We start from the raw sequence: 18,373 nt of genomic DNA on the forward strand, positions 1-18,373 counted from the left end.
GGATCTGACGCGCCATGTTCGGCCTCGACGCCATGATGCTGATCTTCATCGCCCTTGCCGGTCTTAGCGCCGGCGCGGTGGCTTATGCATTTCTGTTCAACCGTATCGAGACCCAGGCCAATACCGATCGTCGTCTGGCTACCGTCAGGCAGACCGACTCGGACCGGTCGGTGGTCAAGGCTTCGCGCGACCGTGTCGCCGAGGTCGCCAAGCGGCGCAAATCGGTCCAGGACACGATCAAGGAACTTGAGGAAAAGCAGAAAGCCAAGGATCGCAATATCAAGAAGCCGCCGCTGCGCGTCCAGATTCGCCAGGCGGGCATGCTGGTCACGATCGAGCGGTTCTACGTCTATTCGGCGATCTGCGGTGTCGTGGTCACGCTGCTGGCCTATCTGCTGGGCGCGCCGCTGATCCTGTTGCCTGGCGCATTGCTTGCCGGTGGCATTGGTTTGCCCAGGTGGTTCGTCTCCTTTCGCCGCGGCCGCCGCGTCAAGCAGTTCCTCGAAGAGTTTCCCAATGCGCTCGACATCATCGTGCGCGCGGTGAAATCCGGCCTGCCGCTCAACGACGGCATCCGTCTCATCGCTTCGGAATCGCCCGAACCGGTTCGCGGGGAATTCCGTCGCCTCGTCGAAGCCCAGCAGGTTGGCGTTTCGATCCCCGAAGCCGCCTTGCGCATGACCGAGACGATGCCATGCCCCGAGGCGGGCTTCTTCGGTATCGTCATCCAGATTCAGAGCCAGGCTGGCGGCAATCTTTCCGAAGCGCTCGGCAACCTGTCGCGGGTGTTGCGCGACCGCAAGAAGATGAAGGCCAAGGTTCAGGCGCTGTCGATGGAAGCGAAAGCGTCGGCTTGGATCATCGGATCTTTGCCGGTCATCGTCGCCATACTCGTCTTTTTCTCAAGTCCGAACTACATCATGCCGCTGTTTGTCACGAGCACTGGCCACCTCATCCTTGGCATCTCCGGCGTGTGGATGGCGATCGGCATTTTCGTGATGCGCAAGATGATGAATTTCGAGGTCTAGGCCGATGACGGACCAGGTTGTCAAATCGCTTACCGATCCCTCCTTCCTCATCGCGCTGCTCGTTGCCATCGCGGTCTTTGCCACCGTGTTCACGGTACTGCCCTCGCTAAACGGCAATCCGCTCAAGGGGCGCATGAAGGCTGTAGCTCTGGAACGCGACGAGTTGCGTGCCAAGCAGCGCATTCGCCTTGCCGCTGAAGCCGACCGTCGCCACAAGGGCCTGCGCGAACAGCAGTCGGTCGGCATGCGCAACATCGTCGAGCGGCTCGATCTGCGCCGCGCGCTCGTCGACGAAGCGACACTCAACAAGCTCAAGATCGCCGGCTTTCGCGGCCAGAATCCGCTGACACGTTTCCTGTTCTTTCGCCTGGTCCTGCCGTTTGTTGGCCTGCTGCTGGGCATCGTCTATGTCTTCGTGCTTGGTGGGGTCGCCGACAAGCCGTTCTTGATGAAGGTCTTTATCTGCATCGTCCTGGCATATGCCGGCTTCTACGCGCCTGTGCTTTACGTCAACAACCGCGCCACCAAGCGCAAGCAGTCGATCCAGGCGGCCTGGCCGGATGCGCTGGATTTGCTGCTGATCTGCGTCGAGTCGGGCATGTCAGTCGAGGCCGCCCTGCGCAAGGTCGCCGACGAGATCGGCGCCCAGTCCGTCGATCTCGCCGAGGAGTTCGTGCTGACCAATGCCGAGCTGTCCTATCTCACCGAACGCCGCCAGGCCTATGAAAATCTGGCCGGCCGCACCGGCCTCGATTCGGTCAAGTCCATCACCCAGGCCCTCATCCAGGCCGAGCGTTATGGAACGCCGGTTGCCCATGCCCTGCGCGTTCTGGCAGCCGAAAGCCGCGACATGCGCATGAACGCGGCCGAAAAGAAGGCGGCCGCACTGCCGCCCAAGCTTACCGTGCCGATGATCCTGTTCTTCCTGCCGGTGCTGTTCGCCATCATTCTCGGGCCCGCCGGCATGCAGATCAGCGAGCGCGGCATCATGGGCGACAAGCAGCAGTCGAGCAGCGAGTAGACTTCGATCCAGCACGTACAAAAAAGCCGCGTCACGACGCGGCTTTTTTTATTTTTTGGCAGATGGGTTGGTCAGTTCTTCTTCGCCTTGTCGTCGGCCTTGATCTGGTTCCAGGCATTCTGCTGGGTCAGCATGCTCCTGAGATAGCTGACATTGGCCTGCGCCTGTTCGGGCGAAAGCTCCTGGCTGGCGATCTGCTCGGCCTCGTCGAAGCGGCCCTGGAGGCCGACCGCCAGCGCCAGGTTCTGGCGCACGCGGCTGTCGGCGCCGGGCTGCGAGGCAGCGGAACGAAGATAGGTCTCGGCCGACTTCAGGTCGCCTTCGAGCACATAGGACATGCCCAGATTGGACAGGATCGTCGGCTCGTTCGGCTTGAGGTCGAGCGCCTTGCGATAGAGGCCGCGCGCATCCTGGGTCTGGCCGAGCTGGTCGAGGATCGCCGCTTCCGCCGACACCAGCTTCCAGTCGGGATATTCAGGTGTCTGGGCGCGGCGCACGGCGTCGAGTGCCGGCTGGAACTGCCCCGAAGCGGCGAGTGCCTTGCCATAGGCTGCAAGCACGTCGCGATCCTTGGGATAGCCGATGGCAAGCTTGCGCATCACCGCCAGCGACTGGTCGGTCTGGCCCTTGACCTGCAGCGCCGATGCGTATTGCAGCGCCACCGGCTTGTTGTTGGGATCGCTGGCATAGGCGCGGCCGATATGGTCGACGGAGCCGCCGATGGCGCCTGTCGACATGGTGTCGACAGCTTTGCCGCGGCCGATCGAGCCGGTGGTCATCTTGGCGGCGCCGCAGCCGGCGACGCTGGCCATCAGCAGCGTCAGCAATGCCGCTTTGGCGAGGTGTTTTCCCGTTGCGTTCATCGAGCGATTGGTCAACATCGGCGACGGGTCTCCATTCGTTCGCGTGGCCGTTCACAGGCCATTCCCCGCCTTGGAGAAATATTCTGTTAACCCTAACGGATGGTTAAGAACGTGCTGAAACGCCGTTCCATCCGAGACTGAAGGAAGACGATATGCCGGTCGAACTGTTCGAGCAAAAGCCCTCCGACGCACTGCCGATCCACCTCGTCGCCAAGGGCGGTCTCGAAAGTGCCGGGCTCTCCGCCGATGTCCTGGCCTGGGCCAATGCCAACGATTTCGCCGGCGAGGCCGGCAAGGTGCTGGCGATCCCTGGAGCGGACGGCAGCTTGGCGGGCGCGTTGTTCGGCACTGGCCAGGGCGACAGCGGGCTCGCCTTCGGCGCACTCGCGCGCAACCTGCCCGCAGGCAACTGGCATTTCGCCAGCGCCCCGGCGCAGCCCGAACTGGCAGCCCTTGGCGCCGCTCTCGGCGGCTATGCCTTCACCCGCTACGGCAAGAAGCCGGGCAGGGAGCTTGGCCTCGCCGTGCCTGGCGGCGTCGACGCTACCAGGCTGAACAGCATCGTCGAGTCGGTGTTCCTCGTTCGCGATCTCGTCAACACGCCGACAAACGACATGGGGCCATCGGCGCTCGAAGCAGCGGTCCGCAAGCTTGCCGGGGTTCACGGTGCCGAGGTCAGGGTCACGCTTGGCGACGACCTGCTCAAGCACAATTTCCCGATGATCCATGCCGTCGGCCGCGCGTCCGACGATGCGCCGCGCCTCATCGACCTGACCTGGGGCGCGCAGGACGCACCCAGGATCACGCTTGTCGGCAAGGGTGTGTGCTTCGACACCGGCGGCCTCGACATCAAGCCGGCCTCAAGCATGCTGTTGATGAAGAAGGACATGGGCGGTGCCGCCAACGTTCTCGGCCTCGCCTCGATGATCATGGCGGCAAGGCTCAACGTCAGGCTGCGCGTGCTCATCCCGGCGGTCGAGAATTCGATCTCGGCCAACGCTTTCCGGCCCGGCGACGTGCTGCAGAGCCGCAAGGGCATATCAGTCGAGATCGGCAACACCGATGCCGAGGGACGGCTGGTGCTGGCCGATGCGCTCGCCCTTGCCGATGACGAACAGCCGGAGATGCTGATCGACATGGCAACACTGACCGGGGCGGCGCGCGTGGCGCTCGGCCCCGACCTACCGCCTTTCTACACCGACGACGAAGTGCTCGCCGCCGAACTGGCTGCTGCGTCGCTAGCCGTCGAGGACCCGATCTGGCGCATGCCTTTGTGGAAGCCCTATGACTCGAAGCTTGCGTCGAAGATCGCCGACATGAACAACGTCACCACGGACGGCTTCGCCGGCTCGATCACCGCCGCCCTGTTCCTCAAGCGCTTCGTTGAGAAGACATCAGGCTGGGCGCATTTCGACATCTTCGCCTGGAACCCGAGCGATCGCCCGCATGGCCCCACCGGCGGCGAAGCCCAGGCCATCCGGGCGTTGGAAAAGGTGATTTCGGCGCGATTTGGTTGACGGTCTTGTCCCTTCTCCCCGTTGACGGGGAGAAGGTGCCGGCAGCCGGATGAGGGGCGGCGCGAGCTGGGCAGATAGTGCGACCCCGCCTCACCCCCGCCGCAAATTCTCTCTTGAATGAAACGGAAGCGAAACAATTAGCGTGGATGCTGGCGTCATGCCGATCGCATTGCGTCCGAGCCAGTCGCTGAGGCTGCTGCAGCAGTTTTCCCTGTCCGAGGTGCGTGACGACGCGCCCGACCTGACGCTGCGCCAGATGGCGATCCTGCTCACCATCTATCTCGACCCGCCGCCGCATACGGTGCGCGCGCTTGCGGCCCGCCTCGGCGTCAGCAAGCCGGTCATCACCCGCGCGCTCGACACCATGGGCGCGCTCAAGCTGGTGTCGCGCCACCGCGACGAGAGCGACAAGCGCAACGTGCTGATCCGGCGCACGGTTGAAGGCGCGCTCTATGTCGAGCGTTTGGGCGATGCTATCATTGCCAAAGCCATGGAGCTTCCGATTTGACCGCCCGCGACAGCCGCCTTCACGCCTTCCGTCCCGATCTCGCCGATGCCCGCCTTCAAGGCGAGGTCACGGCCGAGCGCTTTGTCTCCGGTCGTCCCGCGCGCATTACCGCGGCTGTTGCCGATGTCCGCAAGGCGCCGCGTCCCGATGCCGGTCTCAACACCCAGTTGCTTTACGGCGACGAGGTTGTGGTCTTCGACGATACCGATGGCTTTGCCTGGCTACAGGCCGGGCGCGACGGCTATGTCGGCTATGTCTCGGCGGGCGACCTCGCACCGCGCGGTGCTGAACCGACCCATGTCGTCACCGCCTTGCGCACCTTCGTCTATCCCGGCCCTGATATGAAGCTCCCGCGCAGCGGCCAGCTGTCGATTGGCTCGCAGGTCGCGGTCACCGGCTTCGCCGAAACGCGCGGCACGCGCTACGGATTGCTGGCGTCGGGTGAAGCGCTTGTCACCCAGCATCTGGCACCACTTGATACCGAGGCCGAAGACTTCGTCTCGGTAGCGGAACGGCTGATCGACACGCCCTATCTCTGGGGCGGCTCCAGCGCCTTCGGCATCGATTGTTCGGGCCTCGTCCAGTTGTCGATGCGCATGACCGGGCGCAACGTGCTGCGCGATTCCGACATGCAGGAAGCCTCGCTCGGATCGCCTGTCGATGCGGGCGCCGATTTTTCGCGGCTCCAGCGCGGCGACCTCGTCTTCTGGAAAGGTCACGTCGCCATCATGACCGATGCCGAGATGATGATCCACGCCAACGGCCACACCATGACCGTTGCCCGCGAGGGCCTCCGCGACGCCATCGACCGCATCGGCTACCTCTATGGCGGGCCGACGAGTTTCAGGCGACCGTAAGCGGGCAGCTTCAGGCGATACGATCGTGGAGAATTTCTCCACGATCGCGAATTTTGTTACGCGACGGATCCCGCAGATTATCTCGGCCGCGATCCTTCGCACCCCCCTCTGGCCTGCCGGCCATCTCCCCCACAAGGAGGGAGATTAATCGCGTCGCCGGCGGCGCATATCCTGAGAAGTCGCAACGACCACGCCTCTGACACTTACGATTGGGCGGGGCGCCGATGAAGGCGTGATCTCCCTCCTTGTGGGGGAGATGGCCGGCAGGCCAGAGGGGGGTGCGAAGAAACGCGATCGACGAGATTGGCTTTCTCAGGCAGCGGCACCTGTCACCATCTTGCGTGGATAGCCGTCCCCATTTTTCTGCGCCACCCGGACCCATTGACTGGACCATCGTCAAGCACGGCCGGGACCCCAGCCGCGCTCATCAATGGGGGCCTAGGTCTGCGCTCGCCCGGAATGACACGCGCGACTTGCGGCGCCCCCGAAGAAACGTCCCTCAATACCCCGCGTTGCGGTCGACCACATTCTCCAGCGGCTCGCCGCGTTCGAAGGCGGCCATCTGGCTGAGCATGGGGGCCACAAGATGCGCCGGATCGGAGGTTGCCGCCGCGTGCGGGGTGACGAACACCTTGGGGTGGTTCCACATCGGGCTGGTCTTGGGCAGCGGCTCGACCTCGAAGACGTCGAGGCTGGCTTCCTTCAGCGTGCCGTCGTCGAGCGCGCGCAAGATGTCGGCGTCGCGCTGCAGCCTGCCGCGTCCCGCATTGATCAGCACCGCTCCGCCGAGGCCGTTGCGCCGGCGTAGCTCCTTGAGCAGGCCGTAATTGATGATGCCCTTGGTCGTCTCCGTCAGCGGCAGCAGCACGACGAGAATATCGGTCGCGTTGAGGAACGGCACCAGCCCGGCTTCGCCGCTGAAGGTGGTAACGCCCGCGACTTCCTGCGGCCGGCGGCTCCAGCCATTGATGCGGAAGCCGACCGCCTTGAGCACGTCGGCTGCGGCGCGGCCGAGATTGCCCATGCCCATGATGCCGACCGAGATGTCCTCGGCCGGCCGCTGCGGCGGTTCGTGCCAGGCCTTCTTGGTTTGCTGGGCGCGGTAGAGCTGGCCCTGGCGGTGATGGTCGAGCACTCGCCACAGCACATATTCGCTCATGTGCTGGCTGAGATTGTCGGCGACGACACGCACGATCGGCACGTCGGGCAGGCCGGGATCTGCAAAGACGTGGTCGACGCCGGCACCGATCGAGAAGATCGCCTTGAGGTTCGGCAGCTTGGCCAGCGTGCCCGGCTTCTGCTTCCACACCACGGCATAGTCGATCGAAGGGTCGGCCGCCCCGTCTGGTTCGAGCACCACCTCACGCTCCGCCGACAGAAGTTCGTACCAGCGTTGCGGGTTGAAGCCGGTGATCGAAAGAAGGATCTTTCCCTTGCCCTTGGTCGACATGCTCTTCCCTTGAAGTCCTGCTACTCGCTGACCACGCCGGTCGGCGCGGTTTCGATCCTGAACGCCGCCGAGATCAGCGCCCGAGTGTAGTCCGTTTGCGGGCGCTCGAAAATCTGTTCTGACGGCCCGGCCTCCACCACCTTGCCGTTGCGCATGACGATGACGTCGTTGGCGAGCGCACGCACCACCTTGAGGTCGTGGCTGATGAACAGATAGGCGAGGTCGTGCTTGGCCTGCAGGGAGCGCAGCAGGTCGACAACCTGCGCCTGTACGCTCATGTCGAGTGCCGAAGTCGGCTCGTCGAGCATGACGAAGCGCGGCTTCAGCACCATGGCGCGCGCGATGGCGACGCGCTGGCGCTGCCCGCCAGAGAACTCGTGCGGGTAGCGGAAGCGCGTCTCGGGATCGAGGCCGACCTCGCGCAGCACGTCGACAACCTTCTGGTCGCGTTCGGCTGCCTTGAGACTGGGCTCGTGGATCTTGAGGCCCTCTTCGATGATGTCGGCCACCGACATGCGCGGGCTGAGCGACCCGAACGGGTCCTGGAAGACGATCTGCATCTCGCGCCTCAGCGGCCGCATGGCGCTGAAGCTGAACTTGTCGATCTCGCGGCCGTCGAAGTCAATCCGGCCTTGCGACGAGATCATGCGGGTCAGCGCCAGCCCCAGCGTCGTCTTGCCGGAGCCGGATTCGCCGACGACGCCGACGGTCTGGCCCGCCCGCACGGCAACGTCGATGCCGTCGACGGCCTTCACATGGTCGACGGTCTTGCGGAAGAAGCCCTGCTTGATCGGGAACCACACCTTAACGTCCGAGCCCGACATCACCGTCTTGGCCGAGGCGTCGGCCGCAGGTGGCTTGCCTTTCGGCTCGGCGGCGAGCAGGTGGCGCGTATAGCTGTGCTGCGGGTTGGCGAAGATCTCTTTCGTCGGCCCGGTCTCGACGATCTGGCCCTTGGTCATCACGCAGACCCGGTCGGCGATGCGCCTGACGATGCCGAGGTCATGCGTGATGAACAGCATCGACATGCCCTTGCGGGATTTGAGCTCGGCAAGCAATTCGAGGATCTGCGCCTGGACCGTCACGTCGAGCGCGGTCGTCGGCTCGTCGGCGATCAGAAGCTCCGGCTCGTTGGCGAGCGCCATGGCGATCATCACGCGCTGGCGCTGGCCGCCGGAGAGCTGGTGCGGATAGGCGTCGAGCCGCTTCTTGGGCTCGCGGATGCCAACCTCTTCGAGCAGTTCGAGCGTGCGGGCACGCGCCTGCTTGTCGCGCATGCCCTGATGCAGCGACAGCACCTCGACGATCTGGTGCTCGATCGTGTGCAGCGGGTTGAGCGAGGTCATCGGCTCCTGGAAGATCATGGTGATCTTGTTGCCGCGCACCTTGCGCAATGCGTTTTCGTCGAGCGCGAGCAGGTCCTGGCCGCCGAACATCATCCGCCCCGAGGGGTGGCTTGCCGGCGGGTAGGGCAGGAGCTTGAGCACAGACAGCGCCGTGACCGACTTGCCCGAGCCGCTCTCGCCGACAAGCGCCACCGTCTCGCCCTTGGCGATGTCGAAGGAGATATGGTCGACGGCAATCGTGGTTGCGCCGCCCTGGCTGAAGGCGACCGACAGGTCCTGGACGGAAAGGAGAGGGACGGTCAAATGGCGGCCTCGATGTCTGTCATGCGAAAGTCGTCGCCTTTGAAGAGAAGTGGCTGCTGGCGGGCCTTGGCAAGCGCATAGGCGAAGCAGTCGCCGAGGTTGAGCGTGGCCGGGTGGTTGCCCTTGCCGAATTTCTGGTAGGCCTCGCGGGCGAGAAGTGCCTGTTCAGGCGTGATCGGCACAATCTCGATGTCAAAATCGGCAAGCAGATTGTTTAGCTCCGCGCCTTTCCTGGTGTCCTTCAAGCCATCCGCCTTAACAGCGGCTTCAAGGTAGTTGACAGGCGACATCGCATGGCGTTGGCGAGGTGAAAGAAGCTTGTCTTCCATCGCGTCGCCATCGGACTCCTCCAATAAGATCGCTAGAATTGCCGATGCATCAACGATCATGCCGGCAAACCGTCATCGTCGTACAAATCGGAATGATCGCTTGTGACACCGGGAGGTGTCGGGCCGGAACGTTTCAATATTTCCTTGATGCGCGCCTTGCGGATCGCAAGGTCATCATTGATTTCAAGCCTTTTGAGTTCAGCTTCCAGGGCCTGTTCTATGGCGGCGGTCATGCTCTGCTGCGTTGCATCGGCCAACTGTCGCGCGAGCCTTTGTGCCTTCTCACTCTTGATGTTCATGCCCATGTTCCGCTCCATGGTAGAAAACATAAGAAATTATACCATGGTTCCAAGCTCACTTGAACGTCTTCCTTGGGTCGAAGGCGTCGCGGGTGGCTTCGCCGACGAAGATCAGCAGCGACAGCATCAGCGAGATCACCACGAAACCGGAGAGGCCGAGCCATGGCGCGTTGAGGTTGCGCTGGCCCTGCTTGAGCAGTTCGCCGAGCGAGGCGGAGCCGGGCGGCAGGCCGAAGCCGAGGAAGTCGAGCGAGGTCAGCGTCGAGATCGAGCTGTTGAGGATGAAGGGCAGGAAGGTCAGCGTCGCCACCATCGCGTTGGGCAAGAGGTGGCGGAAGATGATCGTGCGGTTGGGCACGCCGAGCGCGCGGGCCGCGTTGACGTACTCGAAGTTGCGGGCGCGCAGGAACTCGGCCCGCACCACGCCGACCAGCGCTACCCAGGAGAACAGCAGCATCAGCCCGAGCAGGATGAAGAAGCCAGGCGGCAGGATGGCAGCGACGATCAGCAGCAAATAGAGCACCGGGATCGCCGACCAGATTTCGATGAAGCGCTGGAACAGAAGGTCGGTCCAGCCGCCGAAATAGCCCTGCATCGCGCCAGCCGTCACGCCGATCAGCGCCGAGCCCGCGGTCAGGATCAGGCCGAACAGGACGGAGATGCGGAAGCCGTAGATGACACGGGCGAGCACATCGCGGGCCTGGTCGTCGGTGCCGAGCCAGTTCCAGTTGCCGACGTTGCAATTGGGATCGTCGACGCCAAGGGGATAGCGCTGGCAGCGCACGTCCTTGGCATACATCCACGACGGCTTGGCGGGTGCCGCCTCGGGAATCTCGTTGTTGGTGGTCCGGTAGGAATAGCGGATCGGCGGCCAGATCGCCCAGCCATTTGCCGATATCGCCTCCTGCACCACCGAGATGCGGTAGTCGGTAACCGGCAGGAAGCCGTCCTCGCCGAGGAACGTGCTTTCTTCATAGTTGCTGATGATCGGCGAATAGAACTCGCCCTTGAAGCGGATCAGGAGCGGCTTGTCGTTGGCGATCAGTTCGGAAAACAGCGACAGCACGAACAGCACCAGGAAGATCCACAACGACCAGTAACCGCGGCGGTTGGCCTTGAAGCTCAGCCAGCGCCGCTTGTTGATCGGCGAGAGCCAGGGCCGCTTGACCGGCGCGGCAACGGTGTCAATGGCCGACATCAGACGTCCCTCCGCTCGAAGTCGATGCGTGGGTCGATCCAGGTGTAGATCAGGTCCGAGATCAGGCCGACGAACAGCCCCATCAGCGAGAAGATGAAGAGGTTGGCGAAGACCACCGGATAGTCGCGTTCGAGCACCGAGCGGAAGCCGAGCAGGCCGAGTCCGTCGAGCGAGAAGATGTTCTCGATCAACAGCGAGCCGGTGAAGAAGGCCGAGATGAAGGCGCCGGGAAAGCCGGCGATGACGATCAGCATGGCGTTGCGGAAGACGTGGCCATAGAGCACCTGGCGCTGTGAAAGCCCCTTGGCGCGGGCGGTGACGACATACTGCTTGCGGATTTCGTCGAGGAACGAATTCTTGGTCAGAAGCGTCGTGGTGGCAAAGGCCGACAGAACCAGCGCGGTCAGCGGCAATGCGAGGTGCCAGAGATAGTCGAGCGCCTTGCCGCCGAGCGACAGCTGGTCGAAATTCTCCGAGGTCAGCCCGCGCAGCGGGAACCAGTCGAAGAACGAGCCGCCGGCAAACAGCACCATCAGCAGGATGGCGAACAGGAAGGCCGGGATGGCGTAGCCGATGATGATGACGCCGCTGGTCCAGATGTCGAAGGTAGATCCGTCCTTGACCGCCTTGCGGATGCCGAGCGGGATCGAGATCAGGTAGGACAAAAGCGTGATCCAGATGCCGAGCGAGATCGATACCGGCATCTTCTCGAGGATCAGGTCCAGCACCGAGACGTCGCGGAAGTAGCTGTCACCGAAATCGAAGCGGATGTAGTTCCACAGCATCATGAAGAAGCGTTCGAGCGGCGGCTTGTCGAAGCCGAACTGCTTCTCCAGCTTGGCGATGAACTCAGGGTCGAGCCCCTGGGCGCCGCGATATTTGGACGAGCCTTCGCCGCCCGCCGGATCGAGACTGTTGCCGCCGATTTCGCTCCCGCCGCCGGACAGCCGGTCGCCGGCGTCGCCGCCCTGGCCTGTCAGCTTGGCGATGACCTGCTCGACAGGCCCTCCCGGCGCGAACTGGATGACGGCAAACGAGATCGCCATGATGCCGAACAGGGTCGGGATCATCAAAAGGATGCGGCGGAGGATATAGGAGCCCATCAGTGTTTACCCTCCCCCTTGTGGGGAGGGTCGATCCGCGAAGCGGAGCGGGGCGGGGGTAGAGAACGGTCGATAGTGCTTGCACCCCCACCCCGTCTCACAAGCTTCGCTTCACTCAGCTTGTTCACCGACCCTCCCCACAAGGGGGAGGGTGAAGCGCAGCGAAAAATCTCAGGTCTTGCCAATACGTGCAGCCTTGTCCTTGTCGAACCACCACATAGCCTCGACTGGGAAGCCGAAATCGGGTTTCGGCTCCTTGTAGCCGAACATGTCCCAGAAAGCGGCGCGGTGATTCGCCGAAAACCAATTTGGAATCCAGTCTTGCCGGGCGCGCAAGACCCGGTCCAGTGCGCGCATCGCAACGGTCAGCGTATCGCGGTCCTTGGCCGCACCCACGGCGTCGATCAAGGCATCGATTGCCGGGTCGGTGGTGCCGGGCAAATTGCGAGAGCCCTGCAGCCTGGCCGCGCGTGAATGGAACAGCTCGTCGATCTCGTCGCGGCTCGGCGTTGCGCTGAAAGACACAGCCATGACGATGGCGTCGAAGTCGAAGCTGGTCTGGCGCGCCTGATACTGGGTGGAATCGACCATGCGCGCGGAAGCATCGATGCCGATTGCCCGCATGTTTTCGATCCATGGCGAAAACACCCGCACGAAGGTGTCGTCATCGACAAGTACTTCGAGTGACAAAGGCTCGCCCTTGGCGTTGCGCAGGCTGCCGTCCTTGCGCGCCCAGCCCGCCGCGGCAAGCAGCTTCGTGGCCTGCCCGAGCAGCTTGCGGTCGCGGCCGGAGCCGTCGGATGGCGGCTGAATCACGGCTTCGCCGAAGGTCTCGTCGGGGATGCGTCCGCGGAACGGTTCGAGCAGCGCCAGTTCGGCGGGCGAGGGCAGGCCCTCGGCGCGATAGGCCGACTTCTCGAAGGTTGATTGGGAGCGCTGATAGGCGCCGTAGAACAGGTTGCGGTTGGTCCATTCGAAGTCGAAGCACAACGCAACTGCCTGACGCACACGCGGGTCGCGAAAGCGCTCACGCCGCTGGTTGAGTGCAGTCGCCTGCATCATCGGCCTTTTCTCGCTTGGGAATTCGCGCTTGACCACCTTGCCCGACTTGAGCGCGGGGAAATCATAGCCTGTCGCCCAAATGCGCGAGGTGAACTCCTGGCGGAAGAGGATGTCGCCCTTCTTGAACGCCTCGAACGCGGCCTGTCGATCCTGGTAGAACTCGATGCGGATGCGGTCGAAATTGTAGAGGCCTCGATTGACCGGCAGGTCGCGGCCCCAATAGTCGGCTACCCGCTCGAATTCGATTGTCTGGCCCGGTGACACGCGGCCGACCTTGTAGGGGCCTGAGCCGAGCGGTGCCTTGAGCTGCGAGGCGTCGAAGGGATTGGCTTCGAAGAAGGATTTTGCCGGGATCGGATAGGTGGCGATGTCGAGGAAGGTTCGGTCGGACTGCTTGCCATCGAAGCTGAGCCGCAGTGTGTGCGCATCGATCGCCTTGGCTTCGGTCAGGTGGGTCAGCGGCAAAAGCAGGCTCGGATGGCCATCCTTCTTGAACAGCGTGAAGGCATAAGCCACGTCCTCGGCGGTCAAAGGCGTGCCGTCATGGAACCTTGCCTCGGGGCGGAGGGCGAAGTCGAAGCTGTTGCGGTCGTCCGAAATCGTCACCGATTTCGCCAGCAAGCCGTAGATCGCATCCGGCTCGTCCAGCGCCGACGTCATCAGCGAATCGTAGCACAGCCCCATGCGTGGCGGCGCGTCACCCCGGCTGACAAAAGTGTTCAGCGTGTTGAAGGTCAGCGGGTTCTGGTTGAGAACCCAGTTGGGCGGCGAGAAGTTGAACGTGCCGCCCTTGGGGGCGTCGACATTCACGAAGTCGAAATGCGTGAAGTCGGGACCGTATTTGAGGTCGCCGAAGGCCGACAGGCCGTGCAGTCCGGTGCCGGTCGGGCTCGCTGCGAAGGCGCGTCCTGATATGAACGGGGCGGCGGCGGCAGCGGCGCCGAGCGCGAGGAAGTCCCGGCGGGGGAGGCGCGTGCTCAATTGACGCCCTTGTACTTGGCGGCCAGCGCCGCTTCCTTGTCCTTGTCGATCCACCAGGAATCGATGTCGGCGCCGATGAAGCTCGGCTGTTTTTCAGGAATGCCGAACTTGTTCCAGTAGGCCAGCCAGACGACCGCCCGGTGGTACTGCGGCACGACGTAGTAGTTCCACAGCAGGACCCGGTCGAGGGCGTGGGTAGCCGCAAGCAGGTCATCGCGATCGGTGGCGAAGATGACGCGCTCGACCAGCGCGTCGACGACAGGATCGTTGATGCCCATGATGTTGCGCGAGCCCGGCTTGGCGGCCGATTTCGAACTCCAGAAGTCGCGCTGCTCGTTGCCCGGCGAGGACGACTGGTTGAGCGTTGTCGTCGTCACGTCGAAGTCGAAGTCATTGATCCGGTTGATGTACTGGCTGGTGTCGACCATGCGCAGGGTCGCATCGATGCCAAGCCTGCGCAGGCTGTCGATGAAGGGGCTTGCGATGACCTCGTCGGTGGCGTCCTTGCCGAGGAACTCGATCTTGAATTGCTCGCCGGTCTTTTCGTTGATCAGCTTGCCGCCGCTGGCGCGCCAGCCGGCCTCGGCCAGCAGCATAGTCGCCTGCCTCAGATACTGCCGCTCGGACTGTGGCGAGTCATAGACCGGCAGCTTGAACTCCTCGGTGAAAAGCTCGGGCGGCAGCTTGTCCTTGTAAGCCGTCAGCAACTCAAGTTCCTTGCCGCTTGGCAGGCCGCTGGATGCCAGGTCCTGGCCCTGGAAGTAGCTGCTGGTCCGCGTGTTGAGCCCGAAGAACAGCGTGCGGTTCATGTATTCGAAATTATAGGCCAGCGTCAGCGCCTGCCTGACGCGGCGATCCTGGAACTGCGGCCGGCGCAGGTTGAGCGCGTAGCCTTGGAACGGCTCGCCTGAGGTCGTCTTGAACACCTGCTTGATGACGTCGCCGGCCTGGAAGGCGGGGAATGTGTACTGCGTCGACCAGCGCCGCGAGCTGTTTTCAGCCTTGATGTCCTGAATTCCGCCCTTGGTGAAGGCCTGCCATTCGGCGCTGTCGTCAAGGAAGTAGGAGTAGCGGCGCTTGTCGAAGTTGTTGCGTCCGACATTGACCCCGACATTCGCCGACCAATGGTCGGGTACGCGGCTCCAGACGATCTCCGTGCCCGGCTTGAAGCTCTCGACCTTGTAGGCACCGGAGCCGAGCGGGATTTCGAGCGTTGGACGCGTGATGTCGCGCTTCTTGCCCGAGGCGTCGGTGCCCTCCCACCAATGTTTCGGCAGGACGACCAGGTCGCCCATGATCTTCGGAAGCTCGCGGTTGCCCTTCTGGTCGAAACGGAACTCGACCTCGCGGTCCGAGATCGCGACGGCTTCCTTCACGTTGGTGTAGTACTGTCCGTATTGCGGGCTGTTTGCCTTCAGGAAATTGAATGACCAGATGACGTCGTCGGTGGTGATCGGCTTGCCGTCGTGCCACCTGGCGCGTGGGTCGAGCCGGTACGTCGCGGAAGAGTAGTCGGCCGGAAACTTGTAGGCATCGGCGATCAGGGGATGGCTGGTGCTCGGCTCGTCGAGCGATTGCTCCATCAGCGTTTCGTAAAGCAGGCCGCCGCCGAAATATCTGAAGCCGGCGGCCGATGCGCCTTTGACGATGTAGGGATTGAAGCTGTCGAACGTGCCGCCGACCGTCGAGTTCAGCGTGCCGCCCTTGGGCGCGTTCGGATTGACGTAATCGTACTGCTTGAAGTCCTGGCCATATTTCGAAGTGCCGTTCAAGGACGAGCTGGTTTGCCATTCCTGGGCTGCCGCGGAAGCTATGGCGCCGGACAGAACCGCCACGGCAAGACCCGCAATTGCAACCAACCTGGTCAGCCCAACCTTCATCAACAATCCCCTCCGCCCGGTGCTTCGCAACACTCTAATTAAATCCCGGCGCATGGAAACCGCACGTTAGACGATTGTCGCCTTATGTTTGCGCCAGGCAACAAAAAAGCCGGGCTAAACCCGGCTTTTTCAAGATGCGAAGATTACAAATCGTTTAGTGAGCGGCCGCCGGGGCAGCACCCTCGGCCGGAGCGGCCGGTGCAGCACCTTCGGCAGGAGCTGCAGCAGGCGCGGCGGCCGGAGCAGCATCGGCCGCGGGCAAAGGTGCCGGGCTGTCCGACTGAGAATTCAGGTAGGCGATGAGGTTTGCGCGCTCGTCATCCTTCTTGATGCCGGCGAAGCCCATCGCGGTGCCCTTGATGTAGCCCTTGGGCGACGTCAGGAAGTGGTTGAGGTGCTCGAAATCCCAGACGACCTTGCCGCCTTCGGAGAATTCCTTCATCGGGCCCGAGTAGCCGAAGCCGCCATGCGAGGCGATCGGACGGTTGACCACGCCCCACAGATCCGGACCGACCTTGTTGGGGCCGCCCTTCTCGATGGAATGGCAGGCGGTGCACTTCTTGAACACGGCAGCACCGGCTTCGGCGTTCGCGCTGGCCAGCAGCTGGGCGATCGGCACGGCAGCCGGAGCGGCTTCGCCGCCACCTGCACCTGCGCCGCCTTCTTCAGCCGCTTCGATGGCAAAGCCCGGCTTCTCGGGAACCGGAGCAGCGAAGATCGCGTCCGACACGAGCGAGATGGAGAACACCACAAAGGCAGTACCCAGCAAGCCGCCAAGCACCTTGTTCATTTCGAATGAGTCCATACGCCCCTGGCTCCCTTATCCGGCCGATCGCCATCCTCTGCGACCGCTGCCGTTCGTCGGTATCGTACATCGCCCGGCAGGCCGGGTGAAATCGCGCGGAAACTAGGTCTTTTGCTTGCCGGTTGCAACACCTATAAGGGCGCTTCCAGTGAGACCTTTTGACACTTTCCAAAGCCATTTAGAAACAGACGCACCAGCCATGTCCACCCTTATCCTGATCCCCGCCCGCATGGCCTCGACGCGCTTGCCGGGCAAGCCCTTGGCCGACATCGCCGGTCGCCCGATGATCGTCCATGTAGCTGCCCGCGCCTCGGAAAGCGGGCTCGGCCGGGTGGTCGTGGCGACCGACACCGACATCGTGGCGGAGACGGTGAGGGCGCACGGCTTCGAGGCGGTGATGACCCGGGCCGATCATGAGTCGGGTTCGGACCGCATCTTCGAGGCGCTGACGACGCTCGATCCGAAAGGCGAGGTTGAGACGATCGTCAATGTCCAGGGCGATCTGCCGACGATCGATCCGGCAATCATCCAGGCAGCCCTGCGGCCGCTGCAGGAAAAGGCGGTCGACATCTCCACGCTTGGCGTCGAGATCACCCGCCACGAGGAAAAGGTCGACCCGAACGTTCCGAAGATCATCGGCTCGCCACTGTCGGCGCAGCGGCTGAGGGCGCTCTATTTTACCCGCGCGACGGCACCCTGGGGCGATGGCCCGCTCTATCATCATGTCGGGCTTTATGTTTATCGCCGCGCCGCACTCGAGCGCTTCGTCGGGCTGGGCCCGTCGCCGCTTGAAAAGCGCGAACGCCTAGAACAGTTGCGGGCGCTCGAAGCCGGCATGCGCATCGACGTCGAGCTTGTCGACACGGTGCCGCTCGGCGTCGACACGCCCGAACACCTCGAACGCGCGCGCGAACTTCTCTCGAACTAGAACAGACAGGCCTACCATGCCGACGACGACCAACAAGATTTCCTTCCAGGGCGAGCCGGGCGCCAATTCCGACACCGCCTGCCGCAACATGTTCCCCGACATGGAGCCGCTGCCCTGCGCGACCTTCGAGGATGCGTTCAACGCAGTCGAGACCGGCAAGGCCGATCTCGCCATGATCCCGATCGAGAACACGATCGCCGGCCGCGTCGCCGACATCCATCACCTGTTGCCGGAATCGAAGCTGCACATCGTCGGCGAATATTTCCTCCCGATCCATTTCCAGCTGATGGTACTGCCGGGCGTGCAGCGCTCCGAGATCAAGACCGTGCACAGCCACATCCATGCACTCGGCCAGTGCCGCAAATACATCCGCAAGAACAGCTGGAAGCCGGTGATCGCCGGCGATACCGCAGGTGCCGCCAAGCTCGTTTCCGAGGTCAAGGACCGGACGATGGCCGCCCTTGCGCCGCGTCTCGCCGCCACGCTCTATGGCCTCGACATACTTGAAGAGAATGTCGAGGACACCGACAGCAACGTCACGCGCTTCGTCGTCCTGACCAAGAACAAGCAGTGGGTCGAGCGTCCGAGCCAGGACGCCAAGATGATGACGACTTTCATGTTCCGCGTCCGCAACGTGCCGGCGGCGCTGTACAAGGCGATGGGCGGCTTCGCCACCAACGGCGTCAACATGACCAAGCTGGAGAGCTACCAGCTCGGCGCCTTCACCGCGACGCTGTTCTATGCCGACATCGAAGGCCATCCGGAAGACCCGGGCGTCACCCACGCGCTGGAGGAGCTGCGCTTCTTCTCGCGCGAGGTGCGTATCCTCGGCGTCTATCCGGCGAGCGATTCCCGCGAGGCGTGGCAGGTCGCCGACTGAGGCGACACGTCTTCT

General features: G+C 63.2%; 17 protein-coding genes. 7 read left to right on the top strand and 10 right to left on the bottom strand.

What is annotated here, in order from left to right:
* Positions 1-14: 14 nt before the first annotated feature.
* On the top strand, positions 15-1,028 hold the full coding sequence (locus tag J1C56_RS22445) for a type II secretion system F family protein (RefSeq protein ID WP_214392269.1): 1,014 nt from the start codon (positions 15-17) through the stop codon (positions 1,026-1,028).
* A gap of 4 nt (positions 1,029-1,032) precedes the next feature.
* Positions 1,033-2,049: a type II secretion system F family protein gene (locus J1C56_RS22450; RefSeq protein ID WP_214392270.1), complete on the top strand. Its 1,017-nt coding sequence runs from the start codon at positions 1,033-1,035 to the stop codon at positions 2,047-2,049.
* A gap of 71 nt (positions 2,050-2,120) precedes the next feature.
* Here J1C56_RS22450 and J1C56_RS22455 read toward each other — a convergent pair whose 3' ends face one another.
* A complete protein-coding gene (locus tag J1C56_RS22455; RefSeq protein ID WP_214392271.1) occupies positions 2,121-2,930 on the bottom strand; it encodes a tetratricopeptide repeat protein in 810 nt (269 codons plus the stop codon).
* Between the two features lie 134 nt (positions 2,931-3,064).
* Between J1C56_RS22455 and J1C56_RS22460 the strand changes: the two genes are divergently transcribed.
* From J1C56_RS22460 to J1C56_RS22470, 3 genes are all read left to right on the top strand, one after another.
* Positions 3,065-4,429, top strand: coding sequence for a leucyl aminopeptidase family protein (locus tag J1C56_RS22460; RefSeq protein WP_214392272.1), 1,365 nt, complete (start codon positions 3,065-3,067; stop codon positions 4,427-4,429).
* A gap of 157 nt (positions 4,430-4,586) precedes the next feature.
* The gene (locus J1C56_RS22465) at positions 4,587-4,937 is read left to right on the top strand and encodes a MarR family winged helix-turn-helix transcriptional regulator (protein ID WP_184773291.1); all 351 of its coding nucleotides are present in this window, start codon (positions 4,587-4,589) and stop codon (positions 4,935-4,937) included.
* Positions 4,934-5,794, top strand: a complete 861-nt coding sequence (locus J1C56_RS22470; protein ID WP_214392273.1) for a C40 family peptidase — start codon at positions 4,934-4,936, stop codon at positions 5,792-5,794. The genes J1C56_RS22465 and J1C56_RS22470 overlap by 4 nt, the downstream gene beginning before the upstream one ends.
* A gap of 499 nt (positions 5,795-6,293) precedes the next feature.
* On the opposite strand, the gene J1C56_RS22475 is transcribed toward J1C56_RS22470, so the two are convergent.
* From J1C56_RS22475 to J1C56_RS22515, 9 genes are all read right to left on the bottom strand, one after another.
* On the bottom strand, positions 6,294-7,244 hold the full coding sequence (locus J1C56_RS22475; protein ID WP_214392274.1) for a 2-hydroxyacid dehydrogenase: 951 nt from the start codon (positions 7,242-7,244) through the stop codon (positions 6,294-6,296).
* Positions 7,245-7,264: 20 nt separating this feature from the next.
* The gene (locus tag J1C56_RS22480; RefSeq protein WP_214392275.1) at positions 7,265-8,893 is read right to left on the bottom strand and encodes an ABC transporter ATP-binding protein; all 1,629 of its coding nucleotides are present in this window, start codon (positions 8,891-8,893) and stop codon (positions 7,265-7,267) included.
* On the bottom strand, positions 8,890-9,282 hold the full coding sequence (locus J1C56_RS22485) for a type II toxin-antitoxin system VapC family toxin (protein ID WP_214392276.1): 393 nt from the start codon (positions 9,280-9,282) through the stop codon (positions 8,890-8,892). The genes J1C56_RS22480 and J1C56_RS22485 overlap by 4 nt, the downstream gene beginning before the upstream one ends.
* Positions 9,279-9,527: a type II toxin-antitoxin system VapB family antitoxin gene (locus J1C56_RS22490; protein WP_214392277.1), complete on the bottom strand. Its 249-nt coding sequence runs from the start codon at positions 9,525-9,527 to the stop codon at positions 9,279-9,281. Before J1C56_RS22490 ends, J1C56_RS22485 begins: the two co-directional genes overlap by 4 nt.
* 49 nt (positions 9,528-9,576) lie before the next feature.
* Entirely contained in the window at positions 9,577-10,719 is a 1,143-nt protein-coding gene (locus J1C56_RS22495) for an ABC transporter permease (RefSeq protein ID WP_214392278.1), read from the bottom strand.
* Positions 10,719-11,822, bottom strand: a complete 1,104-nt coding sequence (locus J1C56_RS22500) for a microcin C ABC transporter permease YejB (protein ID WP_214392279.1) — start codon at positions 11,820-11,822, stop codon at positions 10,719-10,721. The genes J1C56_RS22495 and J1C56_RS22500 overlap by 1 nt, the downstream gene beginning before the upstream one ends.
* A gap of 171 nt (positions 11,823-11,993) precedes the next feature.
* Positions 11,994-13,865 carry an extracellular solute-binding protein gene (locus J1C56_RS22505; RefSeq protein ID WP_214392280.1) on the bottom strand — a complete coding sequence of 624 codons (1,872 nt, stop codon included), beginning with the start codon at positions 13,863-13,865 and terminating at the stop codon, positions 11,994-11,996.
* Positions 13,862-15,745, bottom strand: a complete 1,884-nt coding sequence (locus tag J1C56_RS22510) for an extracellular solute-binding protein (protein ID WP_214392281.1) — start codon at positions 15,743-15,745, stop codon at positions 13,862-13,864. Before J1C56_RS22510 ends, J1C56_RS22505 begins: the two co-directional genes overlap by 4 nt.
* Before the next feature lie 154 nt (positions 15,746-15,899).
* Complete coding sequence (locus J1C56_RS22515) at positions 15,900-16,550, bottom strand: c-type cytochrome (RefSeq protein ID WP_214392282.1); 651 nt, start codon at positions 16,548-16,550, stop codon at positions 15,900-15,902.
* A gap of 199 nt (positions 16,551-16,749) precedes the next feature.
* Between J1C56_RS22515 and J1C56_RS22520 the strand changes: the two genes are divergently transcribed.
* Both J1C56_RS22520 and J1C56_RS22525 read left to right on the top strand, forming a co-directional pair.
* On the top strand, positions 16,750-17,478 hold the full coding sequence (locus J1C56_RS22520; RefSeq protein WP_214392283.1) for a 3-deoxy-manno-octulosonate cytidylyltransferase: 729 nt from the start codon (positions 16,750-16,752) through the stop codon (positions 17,476-17,478).
* A gap of 16 nt (positions 17,479-17,494) precedes the next feature.
* Positions 17,495-18,358, top strand: a complete 864-nt coding sequence (locus J1C56_RS22525) for a prephenate dehydratase (protein WP_214392284.1) — start codon at positions 17,495-17,497, stop codon at positions 18,356-18,358.
* The last annotated feature ends 15 nt before the right edge of the window (positions 18,359-18,373 follow it).

The organism is Aminobacter anthyllidis, assembly GCF_018555685.1.
GTDB lineage: Bacteria > Pseudomonadota > Alphaproteobacteria > Rhizobiales > Rhizobiaceae > Aminobacter > Aminobacter anthyllidis.